The sequence below is a fragment of the Pseudomonas sp. NFACC14 genome (genome assembly GCF_900106885.1).
Taxonomy (GTDB): domain Bacteria; phylum Pseudomonadota; class Gammaproteobacteria; order Pseudomonadales; family Pseudomonadaceae; genus Aquipseudomonas; species Aquipseudomonas fluorescens_AA.
Genome location: NZ_FNOA01000015.1, coordinates 118,964 through 138,983 on the forward strand (window position 1 = coordinate 118,964; position 20,020 = coordinate 138,983).

A 20,020-nucleotide genomic window follows, 5' to 3' on the forward strand; every position below is an offset into this window, starting at 1 on the left:
GCAAGTTCCTGGGAGGCTATTTCTGCTCTCGTAACAATTGGGCGGCGCGCACGGCAAAGTAAGTCAGGATGCCATCGGCACCTGCGCGTTTGAAAGCGGTCAAGGACTCCAGGATCACCCCTTCGCCCAACCAACCGTTCTGGATCGCGGCCATGTGCATGGCGTACTCGCCGCTGACCTGATAAACAAAGGTCGGCACTTTGAATTCGTCTTTGACCCGACAAAGAATGTCGAGGTAGGGCATGCCAGGCTTGACCATGACCATGTCTGCCCCCTCTGACAAGTCAGCCGCCACTTCGTGCAAGGCTTCCTGACTGTTGGCCGGGTCCATCTGATAAGAGGCCTTGTTGGCCTTGCCCAGGTTCAGGGCCGAGCCGACCGCATCGCGGAACGGGCCGTAATAGGCGCTGGCGTACTTGGCCGAATAGGCCATGATCCGCACGTTGACGTGACCGGCCACCTCGAGGGCTTCGCGGATCGCCTGGATGCGCCCGTCCATCATGTCCGAGGGGGCCACCACCTGGGCACCGGCCTCGGCGTGGGACAGCGCCTGCCTGACCAGTGCATCGACGGTAATGTCGTTCTGCACGTAGCCCTCTTCATCGAGGATACCGTCCTGCCCGTGGGTGGTGAACGGGTCCAGCGCCACGTCGGTGATCACCCCCAGCTCCGGGAAACGCGCACGCAGGGCACGCGTCGCACGTTGGGCGATGCCCTCCGGGTTCCAGGCTTCGGCGGCGTCCAGGGACTTGAGCGCCGGTGGCGTGACCGGGAACAGGGCCAGCGCCGGAATGCCCAGCTCGACCCAGTGGGCGGCTTCTTCAAGCAGCAGGTCGATGGTCAGGCGTTCCACCCCGGGCATCGACGCCACCGCTTCGCGACGGTTCTCACCGTCCAGCACGAATACCGGCAGGATCAGGTCATCGGTGGTCAGCACGTTTTCACGCACCAGCCGACGAGAGAACTCATCACGGCGGTTGCGACGCAGGCGGGTAGCAGGGAACAGACGATTGGCGGGGGTAAAGCTCACGGCAGACTCCTGAGCCCGCAGACGGGCGAGCGTGACAGTTATAAGCGGACATTATGACGAACGTGTGACAGTTGTGCTAAGGCGCGACCGGTAGTCGCAGTCATTGTCTTCTGTAGGAATTGTTCACGTCGAGACACATTTCGATACTTTCCTGAATGTGCCTGAAGGGTTAGGCTGCGCGTTCATTTCGCCAGCACCCAGACAATGCTCCAACAATTTCTGCATGACTTCGGCTACTTGGCCTTGTTTATCGGCACGTTCTTCGAAGGCGAAACCATCCTCGTGCTCGCAGGTTTCCTGGCGTTCCGTGGCTATATGGACATCAACCTGGTAGTGGTCGTGGCCTTCTGCGGCAGCTACGCGGGCGATCAGCTGTGGTATTTCCTGGGACGCAAGCACGGCCGCAAGCTCCTGGCGCGCAAGCCGCGTTGGCAGTTGATGGGCGATCGCGCGCTGGAACACATCCGCCGGCATCCGGACATCTGGGTGCTGAGCTTCCGCTTCGTCTATGGCCTGCGCACGGTGATGCCGGTGGCGATCGGCCTGTCAGGCTACCCGCCGGGCCGCTACCTGTTGCTCAACGGCATCGGTGCGGCGGTCTGGGCCACGGCCCTGGCCGCTGCCGCGTACCACTTCGGCGCCGTGCTGGAAGGCATGTTGGGCAGCATCAAGAAATACGAGCTGTGGGTACTTGGCGCACTGCTGGTGCTGGGCCTGGTCCTGTGGTTGCGCCGACGCATCAAGAATGCGCGGCTGGCCAGGAAAGTCCTCGAAGCCGAACGCCTGGAACAAGCCAAGTCCGACGCACCTACGACGCCAACCGAGTGAACCGGCTGCGGCAGCAGTACAGCCCGATGCCACTGAGCAGGCTGTAGCTGAGCAGCCCGACCCAGGCCACAGCGCTGGCCGGCCACAACCCGGCCAAGGGCGCCAGCCACACCAGCGGCAGGTTCGAGGCCAGCCGCAACAGCTCCATCTTCAGCGCCCACGGGCGATTCTCCAGGGCCACGCCCAACACGAACAGACCGAAGGCCACCGCGCCCCACCCCAGCACCAGGGCGGCGACTGGCAGGCTGCTTTCAAGGTTCATCAAATAACTGCCCAAGGCAATGTAGACGCAGAACTGCAGCCCCACGTACCACTGCTGGCGCGGGTCCAGCGGCACGGTGAATTTGCGGAACTGGCTCAGGTCGGGCTTGTTCAGCGGGTACTGGGCCGCGACGTCCGCCGGACGCCAACCGGTGGGCATGAACCAGATCCGCAGCTTGTCCCACCAGCGCCCGGCCCGCCGCGCATCGGCCCACAGCTGTGCATAGAACTGCAGGTTGGCCCACAACGGATTCCAACTCGCCAGCGGCGTGGTCACGCCAAAAATCACCGGCTCGTTATCGTCTTCTTCCTGGAAGGTGCCAAATAGACGGTCCCAAATAATGAACACCCCGCCGTAGTTGCGATCCATGTACAGAGTGTTCTGTGCATGGTGGGCACGATGATTGGACGGCGTCACGAACCACCACTCCAGCCAGCCGAGCTTGGGAATGTGCTGGGTGTGGACCCAGAACTGGTACAGCAGATTCAACGCCGCGACGCTGACGAAGACCACCAGCGGCACGCCCAGTACGGCGAGCGGGACGTAGAAGATCCAGCTCAACAGGAACCCGGTGCTGGTCTGGCGCAACGCGGTGGACAGGTTGTAGTCCTCGCTTTGGTGGTGAACCGAATGGGCGGCCCAGAGGATGTTGCGCTCATGGCCCATGCGGTGCAGCCAGTAGTAACAGAGGTCGTAGAGCACGAAGGCGAACACCCAGGTCCAGGCCCGGTCGGCAGGCAGTTCGATGACGGCCAGGTGTTTCAGCGCAAAGGCGTAGGTCAGCAGCCCCACGCCCTTGGTCAACAGGCCCGTGGTGGTCGACAGCACGCCGGTGCTCAAGCTGCTGATCGCGTCCGCCACGCGGTAGTGGCTCACACCCCGCCAGCGATCGGCCAGCAACTCGACGGCGATCAGCACGAAGAAGAACGGCACGGCATACAGGATGAAGTTCATGACGCAACCCGGGCATGCGAGGCAGGGAGATAGTCGGCAGATTAGGTGTAGCTGCCCGATCCCCCTATGGCAACGAGTGACAAATTAGTAGACATTTAACGCCATGAATCTGGAGAAAAGCCCATGAGCAAAAAAATTGCAGTGATCCTTTCCGGCTGTGGCGTCTATGACGGCGCCGAGATCCACGAAAGCGTGATCACCTTGCTGCGTCTCGACCAGCGCGGGGCGCAAGTCCAGTGCTTCGCCCCCAACATTGCCCAACTGCATGTGATCAATCACCTGACCGGCGAGGAAATGCCCGAGAGCCGCAACGTGTTGGTGGAGTCGGCGCGGATCGCCCGGGGCAACGTCAAGGATTTGCGTGAAGCCAGGGCCGAGGATTTCGACGCCTTGATCGTACCCGGTGGTTTTGGCTCGGCGAAAAACCTCTCCAACTTTGCCGTCGAAGGCGCCGGCTGCGCCGTCCAGCCAGAGGTCCTGGCCTTGACCGAGGCCTTTGCCGAGGCGGGTAAACCGGTCGGGCTGATCTGCATCTCCCCGGCCCTGGCGGCCAAAATCTATGGCCCCGGGGTGACGTGCACCATCGGCAACGACCCGGACACGGCGGCAGCCGTGGGCAAAATGGGCGGTACTCACGAAGACTGCGCGGTCACCGACATCGTCGAAGACCGCGCGCGCAAACTGGTCAGCACCCCGGCCTACATGCTGGCGCAGAACATCAGCGAAGCGGCCTCAGGCATCAACAAGCTGGTGGACCGGGTGTTGGAGCTGACGCACGAGAACGACGCCTAGCAACACGCCGAGCCCCTGTGGGAGCGAGCTTGCTCGCGATAGCGTCGGCTCAGCCACATTTGCATTGGTTGATACACCGCATCGCGAGCAAGCTCGCTCCCACAGGGGGTGGCATGATTCAAGGCAATCGGGCCAAACGCGTCAGTATCCGGTCCAAAGCATTGGCAAACCCTTGCTTGTCCCGCTCGCTGTACGCCGCCGGGCCGCCGCCCATATGGCCCTGTTCGCGCAGATCGGTGAACAGGTTTCGCACCGCCAGCCGCTCGCCCATGTTTTGCGCATCGAATTCCTTGCCTCGCGGGTCCAGGGCCGCGACGCCCTTCTTCACCAACCGGTCGGCCAGGGGCACGTCGCTGCAGATCACCAACTCACCCGGCACGGCGTGTTCCACCAGGTAGTCGTCCGCCGCGTCGGGGCCGCTGGGCACCACGATCAATTTCACGCAGGCCAGGGACGGCTTGATCTGCGGTTGACCGGCCACCAGCACCACCTCGAACCGGCGCTTCAGGGCGAACTTGACCACCAGTTCCTTCGCCGCCTTGGGGCAGGCATCGGCGTCAATCCATACGCGCATTGGGGTTGTTCCTCTTTTTAAATGCATCGCGAGCAAGCTCGTCCCACAAGGACAGCCTACATCCTGTGGGAGCGAGCTTGCTCGCGATTACGAGCGCAGCGAATGCTGTCAGGAAACCTGGACCCGACGCTTCTCCGCCACCCAACTGCGCCCATACAGCACCACGATCGCCAGGATCGCCACCACTTGAGCGGCCAGCGAATAGGCATCGGCATGAATGCCCAGCCAGTCGAAGTCGAAGAACGCCACCGGATGGGTACCGAAAATCCCGGCTTCCTGCAACGCCTTCACGCCATGACCGGCAAACACCACCGACAGTGCGCACAGCAACGCGGCGTTGATGCTGAAGAACAGCGCCAGCGGCAGTTTCGCCGAGCCGCGCAGGATCACCCAGGCCAGCCCCACCAGCAGCACCAGCGCCGTCGCGCCGCCGGCCAGCACTGCGTTATGCCCGGCAGGACCGGCTTGCAACCACAGGGTTTCGTAGAACAGGATCACTTCGAACAGTTCGCGGTAGACCGAGAAGAACGCCAGGATCGCAAAACCAAACCGACCACCGCCGCCCACCAGGCTGCTCTTGATGTAATCCTGCCAGGCCGCCGCGTGACGACGGTCGTGCATCCAGACACCCAGCCACAGCACCATCACACTGGCGAACAACGCCGTCGCGCCTTCGAGCAGCTCGCGCTGGGCGCCGCTGACGTCGATCACATACGCCGCCAGCCCCCAGGTCGCCAGGCCGGCCAGCAGCGCCAGGCCCCAACCGACGTTGACGCTGCGCACCGCCGATTGCTGGCCGGTGTTGCGCAGGAACGCCAGGATCGCCGCCAGCACCAGGATCGCTTCCAACCCTTCACGCAGCAGGATCAGCAACCCGGAGATGTAGCTCAGCGACCAGCTCAAGCCATCGCCACCCAGCAGGCCGGCGGACTCCTTCAGCTTGGCCTTGGCCACGTCCAGGCGCTGTACCGCCTGCTCCACCGGCAAACCGTCCTGCAACGACTGACGGTAGGCCATCAGGGCCTTTTCGGTGTCCTTGCGCACGTTGGCATCGACGTTGTCCAGCGAGCTTTCCACCAGCTCGAAACCTTCCAGGTAAGCCGCTACCGACAGGTCATAGGCCTGGTCGTGGTCACCGGCGCGATACGCCGCAATGCTTTTATCCAGGGTGGCGGCCGTGTAGTCGAGCAACTGCGCCGGGCCACGTTGCACCTGCGGCGGCTGGGCGCGCTGGGCACGGAATGTCGCCGCCGCTGCGGGGCCTTGCGCGGTGAGCACTTCGGCCGGGGTCTGGCGCGCCAGGTCAGCGAGATTGAAGACTTGTTCGCTTTTGGCCGCGGCCGGGTCGGCGCTGAAGCTGGCGATGTAGGTTGCCAGGTCCCAGCGCTGACGGTCGTCGAGCTGATCGGCGAAGGCCGGCATGTCGGTGCCTTCGATGCCCATGCCGAGGGTGTTGTAGATCGCGTAGAGACTCAGGCGATCCAGGCGCTGGGCGTCGCGCAAGTTGGCGGGCGGCGGCTCCAGGCCAACACCGGCAGGACCGTCGCCGGCACCGTTGGCGCCGTGGCACACCGAGCAATTCTGCGCATACAGTGGCGCGCCGCGGGTGGGGTCGGGCGTGATGACCGGTGCCTGGCTGACTTCATACGCTACCGCCAGCCTGGCCCCCAGTTGCCGCGCCAGGCGGGCGACATCGCCGCCGTCCTGGCGCTGGGTGATCGCTGTGCGCAGGGTGCCGATGTCTTGGACCAGCTCAGTCTTTTCCGGCTTGGCCGGCAACCCGGCGACCAACCCTTCCAGCGCACGGGTCAATTCCAACTGCTCGCGGTACTCCGTCTCGTCGATGACCTTGCCCGCCTCGACTGTCGCCGGGTAATCCGCTCCGATGTAATCCAGCAAATGCAGCGCCTGGGGGGCACTCTCGAGGGTGTCGGCTTGCAGCGCAGTGCTGCACAAAGCTAGCAATGGCAGTACAAGCCAGGCCAGGAAACGGAACGGCGCAGTCATGAATGACTCTCAGTTGGTAATAAGAAGTAACACATTGTTCACTTCCAATGGCTTCGGCTCAAGGGCGGATGTGCCTTGGAAGCCGATTTTCATCGGATTTTAATGCTTTGGGGGTGATGTCACAAAAAAGGCATTTAGGAATTGAAAAGCCATTACATAGCCAAGCGCCATGTCTATAATCCCGCCGCCTTCTTATTGTCAGATGGCATAAAAGCTCCTCTTTTTATGAGGAACCGACAGCGTCCCGACGTTTGTCCGTGGGATCGCTCCAGCCCGACCCGCACACCCGGCTGCTATCAGGGAAGAAAATGTTCATGGCATCCCGTGCCGCTCTTTCGGTCGTCCTCGGCGCGATCACCTTGTTGTCCGGCTGCTCGGCCTTTCGCAACTATGACAGCGAATTGGCCCAGACCAACCAGCAGTTGGCGTCCGGCAATGTCGACGGCGCGTTGACCCTGCTGGAAAAGAACAACTCCGGCCAGGACAAGGACCTGCTGTACTACTTCGAGAAAGGTGAGCTGCTGCGTGCCAAGGGCGATTTGTCCGGCAGCCAGACCGCCTGGAACAGCGCCGACCGACAAGTCGCCCAGTGGGAAGATGCGGTCAAGCTCGACACGGCCAGGTACCTGGCCCAGTTCGGCAGTTTCCTGGTCAACGATAAAGTCCGCCGCTACGAAGGCTACGACTACGAAAAGGTCATGCTGACCACGCAGATGGCCCTGAACCTGCTGGCGGTCAACGACTTCGACGGCGCGCGGACCCAGATCAAGAAGACCCATGAACGCGAAGCGGTGATCGCCGACCTGCGGGACAAGGAATACCTCAAGCGCGAGGAAGAAGCCGAGAAACAAGGGGTCAAGACCGAATACAAGGACCTCCAGGGTTACCCGGTGGCCAGCCTCGACGCCCCGGAAGTGGTCAGCCTCAAGAACAGTTACCAGAGCGCGTTCAGCCATTACCTGGCCGGTTTCGTCTACGAAGCCCTGGGTGAAAAGGACCTGGCCGCACCGGGTTATCGCAAGGCCGCCGAACTGCGCCCCAACACACCGTTGTTGGAGCAGGCCCTGCGTGACCTCGACAAGCCCGCCACCAAGAGCGACGACAGCGACATCCTGATCGTGGTGCAGAGTGGCCTGGCACCGTCGCGGGACTCGATCCGCATTCCCTTGCCCTTGCCAATCAGCGGCAACCTGGTCATCACGCCGTTGTCGTTCCCACTGATCAAGCCTGACACTTCCACGGCCACCTTCGGCCAGATCGGTGTTGACGGCCGCCAGCTGGACCTGACCCAACTCAACAGCACCACCGCCATGTCCCGTCGGGCCCTGCGCGACGACATGCCGGGCATCATCCTGCGCACCACCGTGCGCGCCGTCACCCGGGGCGTGGCGCAAAAGCAGATCAACGAGACCAATCCCCTGGCGGGCCTGGCCGTCGGCCTCACCTCGGCGGTATTCGAAGGGGCCGACACCCGGACCTGGCGCACCCTGCCCGACTACACCCAGGTGGTGCGCCTGCGCCTGAAGAAAGGCGAGCACCAGGTCACCTTGCCAAGCGCGGTGGGCGGCTCGGTGGTCAAGGTCATCGTCGACCAGCGCTACCAGGTCATCAGCCTTCGCGCGGTGGGTAACCAAGTGTTCGCCGGCGGCCTCGCGGCCCAGGTGATGCCCAGCGCCAACCCGACCGCCATTGCCCTCAAGCAACCTTAAGAACGGAGTCTTGTTCACATGCGTTTAAAACTGATCGCCGTCGGCACCCTGGCCTTGCTGGCCGGTTGCGCCACCCCGCCGCCGGAGCCGGGCAGCGCCGCCAGCAAGGTCGTGGCGATGGGCAAGACCAAGAACATCGTGGTGGGCGCCATGCGCGTAGCCCGGGAAAACGGCTACATGACCGTCAATGTCCAGTTGAGCAACACCAGCTACAACAACAAGACGATGTACTACCGCTTTGCCTGGTTGGGGCCGGAAGGTTTTCCGATCGCCGAGGAAGAAACCTGGAAAAGCCTGACGCTGTACGGCGAACAGACCAGCTTCCTGCCGGCCATCGCCCCGACGCCCAAGGCCGTGGATTTCCGTTTGGAAATCAATACCCCTTGAGCCTGGCACCGCTGGACCACAAGAGCTGATGTTGGAGCTGTGTAGGAGCTGTCGAGTGAAACGAGGCTGCGATCTTCCCCCAGACAATTGAGTCCCAAGCGAAAGATCAAAAGATCGCAGCCTTCGGCAGCTCCTACAGTGCGTCGCCAGCGGGGATTAAATCCCCTCGCCACAAAAATCCACTATGCAGAAATTTGAGAGCCCCCACATGTTCGTACGCATTTCATCCCTCGCCCTCGCCGCCCTGCTGGTGAGCGGCTGTGCCAACAACTCGCCGGTCCTGGGCAACAAGCACATCAGCTACGGCGATACCAAGGCCGTGGAAACCGTGACCAACGAGTTCGGCTCCACCGACCTGCAAATGATCGCCGAGTCCATGACCCGTTCCCTGGCCCAGTCCGGAATCCTGCAGGGTCGCCCGGTGGTCCAGGTCTATGACGTGAAGAACAAGACCAGCGAATACATCGACACCCGCGAAATCACCACCAGCATCAAGACCCAGTTGATGAAGACCGGTGCCGCCCGTTTCGCCAGCGACAACACCGCCATGGACAGCCAGGTCGACCAGCTCAAGCTGCAGAACCAGAGCGGCCTGTACAAGAAAAGCACCGTGGCCAAGACCGGCAACATGATCGCTGCCAAGTACCGCCTCGAGGGCTCCATCAGCTCGATCGTCAAGCGCAGCAGCGACTATAAGGACGTCTTCTACAAATTCAGCCTGCAATTGATCGACGTCGAGAGCGGTCTGGCCGAGTGGATGGACGAAAAAGAAATCCGCAAGACCACGGAGCGCTAAGCCATGCGCACATGGATAGGCATCATGGCCCTGGCCTGTGCACTCAGCGCGCAGGCGGCTCCAAAAGTCGCGGTGACCGACCTGGCGTACCAGGAGCGGGTGGAGGAATACATCCACACCGTTTCAGCGCAGAGCAACTTCCAGGCGAACCCCTACAGTGCCAGCGCTTCCTCGAGCTACGACGAGATGGAAGCCACCAGCAGCTACATCGAGCAGGGCGAACTGCGCAAGTTCACCGGTGACATCAAGGGCGAGATCCTGCGCAGCGGGATGTTCCAACTGACCCAGGGCACGCCCCACACGGCGGCGTCCAATGGCGATGTCTATGACGTTATCAAGCGCATCAAGGCCGGGAACTTCAAGGGTGCCGACTACGTGCTGTTCGGCACGGTGTCGGACATCGACTTTACCCGCGACATCAACGAACTAGCCAACACCGACAGCTACTCGGCCGTGCTGGCGCTGACCCTGGTGGCGGACTTCAGCCTGATCAACACCAAGACCTACGAAATCACCTCGGCCTTTACGGCCATGGGCGAAGGCCAGGACACCAAGTTGTTGAACCACCGGGACGTGCGCATCAGCCTCAACCGTCCACGGGTGGTGCGCGAAGTGTCCAAGGCCCTGGGGGAAGACGTGGCGCGGCAGCTGAGCGAACAGCTCGGTGGTCCGAGCTACCAACAGCCCGGCGAGCCGATGCAGCGCAATAATCTGCCCCGGGATACCGCGCCGGTGATCCTGCGCTGAATAGCTGAGCGAATGCTCTGTGGCGCAGAGGTCTTGTGGGAACAAGGCTTGCCCGCGATACAGGCGATGAGATCTTCCAGAAATCGAGTCGCCCGCATCGCGGGCAAGCCTTGCTCCCACAAAGTAACCTCGCCACAGGTTTTGCTTTACACCGCAGCCTTGCGAATCGTCGCGAGCAAGCCCGCCGCGCCGATGAACAGGCCAGCAAACGTGCGGTTCATCCGCCGTTGCTGCTTCGGTGTGCGCAACAGGCGCAGGACTTTCGATGCCAGCCCGGTGTACCCGGCCATGACGATGAGATCGACGACGATCATTGTGACGCCCAGGATCAGGTATTGCTGGATCAACGGTGCATGGGGATTGATGAACTGCGGCAGCACAGCCAGCATGAACACCAGCGCCTTGGGATTGCTGATGTTGACCAGGAAACCGCGGAACACCAGAGCCAAAGGGTTGCCGATAGGCCGCACGACGGAATCATCGCTGATATCGCCAGGGATGGCTCGCCACTGTTTGATACCCAGGTAGACCAGATAGGCCACGCCGAACCATTTGATCGCATAGAACGCCGTGGCCGACGCCGTGAGGATCGCGCCAACACCGGCGGCGACGATCACGATTTGCAGCGCCAGGCCCAATTGCAGGCCCAGGGCATTCCAGTAGCCGCGCCAAAACCCGTAGCGCAAGCCACTGGACATCGATGCAATGGCGCCGGCGCCCGGGGAAAGACTGATCACCCAACAGGCGGCGAAAAACGCCAGCCATGTTTCCAGCACCATTGCACACCTCGGCTCGGATTCGTCGAAAACGACTAAGCTAATGCGCCGCCGCAGGATTGACCATCGCTTTTTTGCAAAAAAAAGCCAATCGGCGAGGCCGGGTTATTCGACGAACCCACCCACCGGAAACGCTTCGCTGCCACGCCAGCGCCGTACCGAGCGCTGGAAGAACAGGCTGTTGGGCACTTGCACCATGGCGCTGCCGGTGCCGAGCTCCTCGGGTTCGATCAGCGTGGTGTACAGCAGATTGATAGCCACTACGCGGCCTTTGATGCCGGGCTTGTCGGTGGTGTCCACCAGCTCGACCACATCGCCCAGGCGAAACGGTCCGACGGTATAGATCAACACGGCGCAGAACAGGTTGGACAGCACGCTCCAGATGGCGAAGAACGCCACCGCTGCCACCGCGACAAAACCCGACAGAGCCGTCCACAGCACCGTGGCCGAGACGCCCAGGCGTTCGAGCACCACCAGCACCGCAGTCCCCATGATCAGCCAGCGCAGCACGCCCCGCAGGATAATCACCAGTTGGGGTGGGAGCGGGTAACGCTCACCCAGGCCGGTGAGCGCACGCGCGACGAAGCGCTGCGAGACATAACCGGCCACCAGGATCAGCAGGATTTGCACACCGAGCCAGATCGGCTCGATCCACATGACAGGGACAGGCAACGCCAACGCTTCCATCAGGACAATGCCTCCAACTCCGCTTGCAGGTTTTCCAGCAGTTCCAGGGCTTGCATCCACGCCTCCTCGAGCTCCGCTTCCCGAACTTTCAGCCTGGCCTGTTCGGCCAGCAGGTCACGCAACTCATCCTTGCGCGCCGCCTCGTAGAGACCACTGTCGCCCAGGCTGGTTTCGATTTTCTGCAGCTTTTCATGCAGCTTGCCCAGCTCGGCTTCGAGCTTGTCGGCTTCGCGCTTGTGCGGCGCCAGTTGCTGGCGCAATGCGGCGGCGGCCTGGCGCTGGGCCTTTTTGTCGGTCTTGTCCGGGTTGACCGGCGTGCTGCTGACCGGCGCGTTGCGCTGGCGGTATTCCACCAGCCAACGAGCATAATCTTCCAGGTCTCCGTCGAACTCCTCGACCTTGCCGTCGGCGACCAGGAAGAAATTATCCGTGGTGCTCTTGAGCAAATGCCGATCGTGAGATACCACCAGCACCGCGCCACTGAATTCCTGCAAGGCCATGGTCAGGGCCAGGCGCATTTCCAGGTCCAGGTGGTTGGTCGGTTCGTCGAGCAGCAACAGGTTCGGCCGGCCCCAGGCGATCAACGCCAACGCCAGGCGCGCCTTTTCGCCACCAGAGAAATTCAACACCGGCTCGTCGATGCGTGCCCCGCGAAAATCGAAACCACCGAGGAAATCGCGCAGGGTTTGCTCGCGCTCGGTTGGCGCCAAGCGTTGCAGGTGCAGCAGCGGGCTGGCCTTGGAATCCAGGGAGTCGAGCTGGTGCTGGGCGAAATAGCCAACGACGGTGTTTTCACCTCGGGTCAAGCGTCCAGCCAATGGCTGGAGTTCGCCCGAGAGGTTCTTGATCAGGGTCGACTTACCGGCACCGTTGGGCCCCAGCAGACCGATCCGCGCACCCGGGGTCAGTTGCAGCTTGACCTTCTCCAGCACGGTCTTGTCGCCATAACCCAGGCGCGCGTCGGACAGGTCGATCAACGGGCTGGAAATCTTGGTCGATTCGCGGAAGACAAAATCGAACGGTGAATCGACGTGGGCCGCCGAGAGCTCTTCCATCCGCTCCAGCGCCTTGATCCGGCTCTGGGCCTGGCGGGCCTTGGTGGCCTGGGCCTTGAAGCGGGCGATGTAGCTTTCCATGTGCGCACGTTGCGCCTGTTGCTTCTCGTAGGCCTGCTGTTGCTGGGCCAGGCGTTCGGCACGGGCGCGCTCGAAGGCGCTGTAGCCGCCGCGGTACAAGGTGAGCTTGCGCTGGTCGACATGGGCCACGTGATCCACCACCGCGTCGAGGAAATCGCGGTCGTGGGAAATCAGCAGCAGCGTGCCCGGGTAACCCTTGAGCCAGTCTTCGAGCCAGATGATGGCGTCGAGGTCCAAGTGGTTGGTCGGTTCATCGAGCAGCAGCAGATCCGAAGGGCACATCAGGGCCTGCGCCAGGTTCAGGCGCATCCGCCAGCCACCGGAGAAGTCCCCGACCTGGCGGTCCATCTGTTCATTGGTAAAGCCCAGGCCGGCGAGCAATTTGCGCGCGCGGGCATCGGCGGTATAGCCGTCGGCACTGTCGAGTTCCGCGTGCAGGCGGGCCTGTGCGGCACCGTCGTGGGCCGCTTCGGCCGCCGCCAGGTCGCGTTGCACCTGGCGCAGGCGCAGGTCGCCATCGAGCACGTAGTCCACCGCCAGGCGCTCGAGGGTGTCGACCTCCTGGCGCATGTGAGCGATGCGCCAGTCGGCCGGCAGCAGGCAATCGCCCGAGTCCGGGTGCAGCTCGCCTCGCAGCAAGGCGAACAGGCTCGATTTGCCGGCGCCGTTGGCACCGATGAGGCCGGCTTTGTGGCCGGCGTGCAGGGTCAGCTCGGCGTCTTCTAGCAGACGTTGCGGGCCACGCTGTAAAGTCAGGTTCTGAAGTCGGATCATAATGGCGGCGGAGTCTACCAGCTTCGCTCGCAACTGGCGCGAGTAGCACGATGTCCCCTGACCTGTGGAGTTTTTCCCTCGACCTCTATGCCAAGCCTGGCGTAGAGCCTGCGTGCCTCACGCTACAGGGCGCCGGCGTCAATGTCTGCCTGCTGCTTTGCGGACTGTGGCTGGAACGACGCGGTGTGGCCTGCAATGAACAACGGCTGCGACAGCTTCGACAATTGACCGAGCCCTGGGAGGCAGAGGTGGTAAGGCCCTTGCGCACGCTTCGCAGCCAATGGAAAACCGGTGCCCGCCAAGACACGGCACTCGATAGCTTGCGCGAACAGGTCAAGCGACTGGAATTGGAAGCCGAGCGACGATTGCTGGAACGATTGCAGGCAGTGGCCGAGGATTGGCCTGAGGAACAACGGAACGATTCAGCGTTATGGCTGCAAGGGCTGGTGGCGAATGCCGAACCAGCGAGCCGCGACGCGCTGCATCAGCTGCGCGTCGCGGTGTCCGGCACTTAGGAAGCGCTGGTTGGGGTGCTGCTGGTGGTCGGCGCAACGGCGGCTGGGCTGGTCGCCGAGGCCGGAGTGCTGGCGGTAGGCGCAGGCGTCGCGCTCGGAGCCGGAGCCGGTGTCGCTGGCTTGGCGGCTGGCGCAGTCGCAGGTTTTGCAGCGGCTGGCTTCTTCACGGCCGGTTTAGCGGCGGGCTTGGCGGCAGCTGGCTTGGCCGTAGCGGCGGGCTTGGCAGCCGTTGGCTTCGCGGCAGCAGGCTTGGCAGCGGCTGGTTTGGCAGCGGGTTTAGCCGCCGCTTTGGCAGGCGCTTTGGCAGCGACGGGCTTGGCAGCCGTTTTCGCAACAGGCTTGGCCGCAGCCGTTTTGGTTGCCGCAGGCTTGGCGGCTGATTTGGCGGCCGCCGGTTTGGCCGTGGATTTTACCGCCGCCTTGGCAGCCGGTTTAGCGGCAGCGGTTTTCGTCGCGGCAGGTTTTGCGGCGGCGGTTTTAGCGGCAGGCTTGGCTACAACTTTTGTCGCAGGTTTAGCGGCAGGTTTAGCAGCCGCTTTTACAGCGGGCTTGGCGGCGGCAGGTTTAGCGGCCGCCGTTTTTGCGGCTGGCTTGGCAGCAGCCTTGACGGCTGGTTTTTTTGCCGCAGGTTTTGCAGCGACGGGTTTGGCAGCTGGTTTGCTGACCGCCTTGGCCGGTGCTTTGGCGGCGGGCTTGGCAGCGACTTTGGCCGGTGCTTTTGCCACAGCGGGTTTAGCCGCCGGCTTCTTGGCCGATACAGCGGCAGGCTTGGCAGCACGAAGCGACAGCGCCTTGCCCGCAGCTTCTTGCACACGACCGACACCCTGGGCCAGTTTCAGGCTTTCCTGGGCATCACGCTTGAGTTGCAAAATGTAGGCGCGGGTTTCGGACTGACGATCCTTCAAGGCATCGAGCAGGTCTTCGAGCTCTTTCACGATATCTTTGGCCTTGGCTTGCGCCTTGGCCTTGCCAGCGGTGGCTGCGTCTTGCAGTTTGGTGCGCGACTTGTGCAGTTTTTCCTGCGCCTTGCCGCGTTGTTTTTCCAGTTTGGCGAGCAGTTTTTCAGCATCAGCCAGGGCTTGGGAGCAGGCATTTTCCAGATGTTCGAGCAAGCTGCCCGAGAGTTGTTGGAGCAAGTGCAACGGAGTGTTTACAGGCTTCTTGGTGGCCGACATGGTTTACCTCCTGACTGACGTGAGTGCGGCTCATACTAGACCTCTGCTGCAACCGCCGCTAGGGCATGTTGACAGTACACAAGACGTTGCGTTGCAAGGGACGAAAAATCTTCTGCGCCAGTGCCTTGGCAATCCACCTCTACAGATATCGACACTGGCATAATTCCTCGATTCGAGGCCGGAGAGCACACATGTCGCGTCACCTGTTTTTATTCCTGTGCATGGCTTGCGCCACGGTCCAGGCCGTTGAAAAAACCAGCGCAAACGATGCCCACGATCTGGCTTACAGCCTGGGCGCCAGCCTCGGCGAACGCCTGCGCCAGGACATGCCGGACTTGCAGATCAAAGCCTTGATCGACGGTTTGCAACAGGCCTACCTGGGCAAACCGCTGGCCCTGAAAGATGAACGCATCGAACAGATCCTGGCCGAGCACCAGGCGCAACTGAACGCGCCATCGACAACGCCACAGGCCGAAGCCGCGTTGAAAACCGAGCAGAAATTTCTCACCGAAGAAAAAAACCGGCCCGGGGTCCAGCAACTGGCTGACGGCATCCTGCTCACCGAAATCAAGCCGGGCCACGGCGCGAAGGCCGGCCCTCACGGCAAGGTCCAGGTGATGTATACCGGTCGATTGCCAGACGGCACCGTATTCGATTCAAACCGCCAGGCACAGTGGTTCAATCTTGACAGTGTGATCGACGGTTGGCGCAGTGCATTGCCGCAAATGCCGGTCGGCGCGAAATGGCGCCTGGTGATTCCGTCGTCCCTGGCCTATGGCGCTGAAGGGGCCGGGGATGTGATCCCGCCCTACACACCATTGGTGTTTGAAATCGAGCTGCTGGGCGCGACGACCTGACGCTGGCCCAACGAAAAACGGTGCGCAATGCGCACCGTTTTTTCATGACCGCGACCCCTCAGGCCTGGACCGCAGCATCTTCCTTGTGAGCGTTGTGCAGCACTTCGATCAGGCAGTCTTCCAATTCGAAACGCTCGTGCAGCAAGCCGCCCAGCTCCTTGAATTTTTCCGCTACGCACTTGCCTTCATCGCACAGGTCGTTGAATGCCAGCAGCTTCTCGGTGATGACATCGATGCGCGGGTAGATCGTCTCGGCCAGTTCAAGGCCGCGCTTGTCGTTAAAGGCCTTGGCCTCGCCCGTCAGTTGTTCGTATATCTCGAAATGACCGGCAGACACATAGTCCACCAGCACGCCGCAGAAATCCTGCAAGGGTCTGCGGCTTTCGCTCAGGGCTTCAGGCTTGGCGCCGAGATCATCGTAGGCCCGAACCAGTTCGTGACGCTCCTGCAGCCAGCGATCGATCAGCAGATGCACTCCACCCCAGCGTTCCTGAGCATTCTGACAACTTTCGAGCATGGTGATTTCTTCCCTTGTGAGTCATGCCCCCTCGCAGCCTGTGCACGCCTGATGACCAGGGACAAGCCAGACACAACATGATCGAGCGACACAATTCCAATGACACGTGCGGGCCAGATTATGCCCGCACGACAACGGCTTCAAGGTACGCAGGAGATAAAGTTCATACAAGTGTTTAATCCAGGGCCCGGACCAACTGCGACGTCTCGCCGCTGAGCGGTCGTACCAGAGCACTCCAGGCAAGGCGCAGCAGCAGGTAGGTCATGGCGCTGGACACCGCGAGAAAAAACAACAGGCTCCACTCGGGGATGCTCAGGTCGAACAACGTCCACGTGATATTCGCGCAGTCGACGGCGCCGTCGAGGACACGATGCAACGCGCACCACCACGATCTTGTCGGGTTGAGCTGCACGGCACAATCGGATAACGGCTCGAACGAGTGGCTTTGCATCAGGACCTGACGCCACGCCAGGGTCATGCCCCCGGTCGCAAAAACCAACCCTGCGGCGCCATAGAAGAGACTGCCTCGTTGGCCTGGACCGTGTACGCACGCTACGAGGCTGTTGGCCAGGAACAGCATCAGGCACAACCGCTGCAGGACACACAGGCTGCAAGGCGTCAGGCCGGCCGAATATTCCAGATAAGTGCTGATGCCCAAAGCCAGGGCGGCGGCGATGGAAGCCATGAGAAACGAGAAGCGTGAGCTGGCCAAAGACATGGCGATTCCGTAACAGAAGAGACAAGCAGTTACGGTAGAGGAAAGCCCTCTGGCCTTTCAAGGCAGCCCCGCGCAGACACTTCACCAGGGGTGTAGGGAATTCCCGACTGGTCGAAGAGGATTCGGCGTGGTCAGCTGTAGGACTTTGCTGAAGGTATGACCAAAGCCCCAAAATCGGGGCGAGGGAGCTTGCTCCCGCTGGGCTCTGTAGGAGCTGGCGAAGCCTGCGATCTTTTGATCTTTCGCTTGAGGCTCAAGCGTCGGGAGAAAGATCGCAGCCTCGCTCCGCTCGACAGCTCCTACAGGCGAGCGGGAGCAGCTCCGTCGCCACAAAGGATTCATGCATTCCCAGGAATGAGTCATGTCCTTTTAAGTGGACAAGACCTGAGCCGGAACCGGCAGCGGCGCGGCCAGCAGACGCTCATCCAACAACCCCAGCCCCTCCTGGAACAATTGGTTGCTGCGCTCGGCATCCCCCAGTTGCGCCAGCAGGCGCGCCAGTTCGGCGCAGGCTTCGGGGTTGCGCTGGGCACGCAAACTGCTTTCCAGATAATCCCGCGCCTTGCCCCACAAGCTGTTCTGCAGGCATAGGCGCCCCAAGGTCAGCAACAGGCTCGGATCGGCCGGGTGGTCCTTGAGCCAGCCTTCGGCCGCTTGTAACTGGCGGATCGGATCATTGCCGCGAACCAGCCCGTACAGGCGCGCCAGATGGCTGTCATAGTGACGCTTGAGCGCGCCACGCAGCACCTCTTCGGCTTCGACCTGGGCGCCCAACTGGCGCAATTGCTCGGCATAGGCCAGCACCAGCGCCGGCTCCTGGCGCTGTGCGGAGGTCAGTTGTTGCCAGGCGCGATTGAGCGACTGCAAACCGACGCTGCCGTCCTCCTCGCGGTGGGCCGCCAGGGTCAGGTTTTCGCCCCAGGCACGCCGCTCCAGTTCAGCCAGCTCGGTCGGCGGCAGGACTTTATCCTTGCGCAGCTCGGGCAACAGCCGGATCACCGCCGACCAATCGCCGCGCTGCTGATGCAGCCGCTGCAGTTGGCGAAGGACCTGGGCGTTATGGGGGTGACGCTCATGCATGGCCTGCAGTGTGCTCAATGCGCCATCCGTGTCACCTCGATCCATTTGCAATTGCGCGTGCGTCAGGGCAATGGCCAGTTCCGCCTGGGGCTGACGCTCCAGGGCGCGCTCCAGCAAACTGTCGCTCTGCTCGTAAAGCCCTTGTTCGTTGGCCGCGCGGGCGGCCCCCAGGTAATACAGCAGCGGCTGGCGCTCGGCTTCGGCGGCACGATGCAGATGACGCTGGGCACTGGCCCAGCGACCTTCGGCCAGGTCCAACTGGCCATGTTCGATCGCCACTTGCACCCGACGACTGCGATTGCGTCGCGACCAGGGGTTGACCACGCCGCTGGACGTGGTCACCAACCCGATCAGCGCCCTCAGGCCTCGCCACACCAGCCAGAGCACCGCCACCAGGGCCAGGGTGACCCACAGGCCTGCTTCATAACGGAAGTTCTTGTACGCCACCAGCACGTAACCCGAATGCTCGGCAATCGCTACGCCCAGCAAGGCTGCGACAGCGATGACCGCGAACAGAATCACGTAGAGACGCTTCATGGCGTGGCCTCCTGCGCGCCTGGCGCGGGCAGCGGCTTGACTGACTCCTGGGCATTGAGGTTGCGACGCTCAAGGTAGGCCTGGACGCTGCTCAGCGTGCCCGTGAGGTCCGGGGTGACCACCGTCACCGGCTGCCTGGACAGCTCGCCCACGCGCTCGAGCATGATTTTGCTTTGCGGATTGTCCTGGTTGAAGTTGTTCTTCAATACGTCCCGGGCCTCGGTCAGCGCCTGGGTGTATACCGGCGCCTGACCATTGAGGGCGGCCCATTGCGCCTGCTCCAGCGCCAGGCTCAAGGCCAGGCGCACTTGCACGAGGCTTTGTCCGGCCAGCAGCGGACGAACGTTCTCGTCGGCGTTGAAGTCGATGCGGATGTAGCGCGAGATCTGGTCCCACCACTGTGCCCACCGGCTGGCCCCATCGCCATCGGCGGTCAGGCCCAGCAGCGACTCTCCACGATCCTTGTACTCGGGTGCCAGTTCGGTCAGTTGCAGCACCTGGTCACGCAAAGCGCCCAGTTGCAGGAACAGCCCGGTACGATCCGGTTGTTCGGTGCTGCGTAGCGCAGCGAGGGTCTTGGCCAGTTGCTCGCGGGCGGCGAACGAACCGGGGTCGTTCTGTTCGCGCAGGATTTCGTCAGCGCCCTGGACCAGTGCCTGGGCACTGTCGATGTCTTGCAGGGCGGAAAGACGCAGGCTGGCCAGGCGCAACAGGTGCTCGGCTTCCGCCAGGCGCCAATCCTTGCGGCTGGCACCCAGCACGGTTTCCAGGCGCTGGTTCAGGTGCTGCTGATCGCCTTGCAGCTGGGCCACCTGGCGGCGCCGCTCCTCCAGCTCTTCGGCCGGGGGCAATTGCGCCAGGCGCTCGCTCAGGCGTTGCTCGTTGAGCTTGAGGGTCTGGGCCTGGTCGTTCAGCGCCTGGACCTGGGCGGACTGCTGCTGGTTATTGGCTTGCAGGTGACGTACCTGCCACACGCCCCAACCGCCCACGGCGACACCGGCGGCGCCGAGCAGCAAGGCAACAATGGCCAGCCCGTTGCCGCGGCGCGGCGCGACTGGGGGCGGGGGTTCAACCGGCGCATCGATCGCTGGCTGGTCTAGATCTTCTTTTGGCAAGGCTGTTTCGCTCACGTATCCATCCTTTGCATTAGAAAACGGCACGG

At 62.4% G+C, this 20,020-nt stretch carries 20 protein-coding genes; 8 read left to right on the forward strand and 12 right to left on the reverse strand.

Features of this window, described 5'->3' with window-relative positions; all coding sequences use genetic code 11:
- Window positions 1-16 precede the first annotated feature (16 nt).
- Complete coding sequence (gene hemB, locus BLU85_RS21050) at window positions 17-1,030, reverse strand: porphobilinogen synthase (protein ID WP_072405986.1); 1,014 nt, start codon at window positions 1,028-1,030, stop codon at window positions 17-19.
- 204 nt (window positions 1,031-1,234) lie between these two features.
- Between hemB and BLU85_RS21055 the strand changes: the two genes are divergently transcribed.
- Window positions 1,235-1,858, forward strand: a complete 624-nt coding sequence (locus BLU85_RS21055) for a DedA family protein (protein WP_092203232.1) — start codon at window positions 1,235-1,237, stop codon at window positions 1,856-1,858.
- On the opposite strand, the gene BLU85_RS21060 is transcribed toward BLU85_RS21055, so the two are convergent.
- A complete protein-coding gene (locus tag BLU85_RS21060) occupies window positions 1,839-3,074 on the reverse strand; it encodes a sterol desaturase family protein (RefSeq protein ID WP_092203234.1) in 1,236 nt (411 codons plus the stop codon). The two genes, BLU85_RS21055 and BLU85_RS21060, sit on opposite strands and share 20 nt — an antisense overlap.
- Before the next feature lie 123 nt (window positions 3,075-3,197).
- On the opposite strand from BLU85_RS21060, the gene elbB reads away from it, so the two are divergent.
- Entirely contained in the window at window positions 3,198-3,866 is a 669-nt protein-coding gene (gene elbB / locus BLU85_RS21065) for an isoprenoid biosynthesis glyoxalase ElbB (protein ID WP_092203236.1), read from the forward strand.
- Between the two features lie 118 nt (window positions 3,867-3,984).
- On the opposite strand, the gene BLU85_RS21070 is transcribed toward elbB, so the two are convergent.
- The gene (locus BLU85_RS21070) at window positions 3,985-4,440 is read right to left on the reverse strand and encodes a YaiI/YqxD family protein (protein WP_092203238.1); all 456 of its coding nucleotides are present in this window, start codon (window positions 4,438-4,440) and stop codon (window positions 3,985-3,987) included.
- A gap of 108 nt (window positions 4,441-4,548) precedes the next feature.
- Window positions 4,549-6,447, reverse strand: coding sequence for a cytochrome c/FTR1 family iron permease (locus BLU85_RS21075; protein WP_092203240.1), 1,899 nt, complete (start codon window positions 6,445-6,447; stop codon window positions 4,549-4,551).
- A gap of 314 nt (window positions 6,448-6,761) precedes the next feature.
- On the opposite strand from BLU85_RS21075, the gene BLU85_RS21080 reads away from it, so the two are divergent.
- The 4 genes from BLU85_RS21080 (at window position 6,762) to BLU85_RS21095 (ending at window position 10,086) form a co-directional block, all read left to right on the forward strand.
- On the forward strand, window positions 6,762-8,156 hold the full coding sequence (locus BLU85_RS21080; protein ID WP_092203291.1) for a COG3014 family protein: 1,395 nt from the start codon (window positions 6,762-6,764) through the stop codon (window positions 8,154-8,156).
- An 18-nt stretch (window positions 8,157-8,174) separates the two neighbouring features.
- Window positions 8,175-8,543 carry a YcfL family putative periplasmic lipoprotein gene (locus tag BLU85_RS21085; RefSeq protein ID WP_092203242.1) on the forward strand — a complete coding sequence of 123 codons (369 nt, stop codon included), beginning with the start codon at window positions 8,175-8,177 and terminating at the stop codon, window positions 8,541-8,543.
- A 208-nt stretch (window positions 8,544-8,751) separates the two neighbouring features.
- The gene (gene lpoB, locus BLU85_RS21090; RefSeq protein ID WP_092203244.1) at window positions 8,752-9,339 is read left to right on the forward strand and encodes a penicillin-binding protein activator LpoB; all 588 of its coding nucleotides are present in this window, start codon (window positions 8,752-8,754) and stop codon (window positions 9,337-9,339) included.
- Window positions 9,340-9,342: 3 nt separating this feature from the next.
- The gene (locus tag BLU85_RS21095) at window positions 9,343-10,086 is read left to right on the forward strand and encodes a penicillin-binding protein activator LpoB (protein WP_092203246.1); all 744 of its coding nucleotides are present in this window, start codon (window positions 9,343-9,345) and stop codon (window positions 10,084-10,086) included.
- 146 nt (window positions 10,087-10,232) lie between these two features.
- On the opposite strand, the gene rhtB is transcribed toward BLU85_RS21095, so the two are convergent.
- The 3 genes from rhtB to BLU85_RS21110 form a co-directional block, all read right to left on the reverse strand.
- The gene (gene rhtB / locus BLU85_RS21100; protein WP_092148211.1) at window positions 10,233-10,865 is read right to left on the reverse strand and encodes a homoserine/homoserine lactone efflux protein; all 633 of its coding nucleotides are present in this window, start codon (window positions 10,863-10,865) and stop codon (window positions 10,233-10,235) included.
- A gap of 102 nt (window positions 10,866-10,967) precedes the next feature.
- On the reverse strand, window positions 10,968-11,549 hold the full coding sequence (locus BLU85_RS21105) for a mechanosensitive ion channel family protein (protein WP_060740109.1): 582 nt from the start codon (window positions 11,547-11,549) through the stop codon (window positions 10,968-10,970).
- Window positions 11,549-13,459 (reverse strand): ATP-binding cassette domain-containing protein, encoded by a 1,911-nt coding sequence (locus tag BLU85_RS21110; protein ID WP_092203247.1) that lies wholly within the window; start codon window positions 13,457-13,459, stop codon window positions 11,549-11,551. The genes BLU85_RS21105 and BLU85_RS21110 overlap by 1 nt, the downstream gene beginning before the upstream one ends.
- A gap of 50 nt (window positions 13,460-13,509) precedes the next feature.
- Here BLU85_RS21110 and BLU85_RS21115 point away from each other — a divergent pair, with 50 nt between their 5' ends.
- Entirely contained in the window at window positions 13,510-13,974 is a 465-nt protein-coding gene (locus BLU85_RS21115) for a TIGR02444 family protein (protein ID WP_092203249.1), read from the forward strand.
- Here the strand turns inward: BLU85_RS21115 and BLU85_RS21120 are convergent.
- Window positions 13,971-15,149, reverse strand: coding sequence for an AlgP family protein (locus tag BLU85_RS21120; protein ID WP_092203251.1), 1,179 nt, complete (start codon window positions 15,147-15,149; stop codon window positions 13,971-13,973). The genes BLU85_RS21115 and BLU85_RS21120 overlap by 4 nt on opposite strands.
- Window positions 15,150-15,340: 191 nt before the next feature.
- On the opposite strand from BLU85_RS21120, the gene BLU85_RS21130 reads away from it, so the two are divergent.
- Entirely contained in the window at window positions 15,341-16,006 is a 666-nt protein-coding gene (locus BLU85_RS21130) for an FKBP-type peptidyl-prolyl cis-trans isomerase (RefSeq protein ID WP_092203255.1), read from the forward strand.
- Window positions 16,007-16,064: 58 nt separating this feature from the next.
- On the opposite strand, the gene rsd is transcribed toward BLU85_RS21130, so the two are convergent.
- From rsd to BLU85_RS31460, 4 genes are all read right to left on the reverse strand, one after another.
- Entirely contained in the window at window positions 16,065-16,523 is a 459-nt protein-coding gene (rsd, locus tag BLU85_RS21135) for a sigma D regulator (protein WP_092203257.1), read from the reverse strand.
- 175 nt (window positions 16,524-16,698) lie between these two features.
- Window positions 16,699-17,241 carry a disulfide bond formation protein B gene (locus BLU85_RS21140; RefSeq protein ID WP_092203259.1) on the reverse strand — a complete coding sequence of 181 codons (543 nt, stop codon included), beginning with the start codon at window positions 17,239-17,241 and terminating at the stop codon, window positions 16,699-16,701.
- A 369-nt stretch (window positions 17,242-17,610) separates the two neighbouring features.
- Window positions 17,611-18,858 carry a heme biosynthesis protein HemY gene (locus BLU85_RS21145; RefSeq protein WP_092203261.1) on the reverse strand — a complete coding sequence of 416 codons (1,248 nt, stop codon included), beginning with the start codon at window positions 18,856-18,858 and terminating at the stop codon, window positions 17,611-17,613.
- On the reverse strand, window positions 18,855-19,988 hold the full coding sequence (locus BLU85_RS31460; RefSeq protein WP_256326577.1) for a uroporphyrinogen-III C-methyltransferase: 1,134 nt from the start codon (window positions 19,986-19,988) through the stop codon (window positions 18,855-18,857). Before BLU85_RS31460 ends, BLU85_RS21145 begins: the two co-directional genes overlap by 4 nt.
- Between the last annotated feature and the right edge of the window lie 32 nt (window positions 19,989-20,020).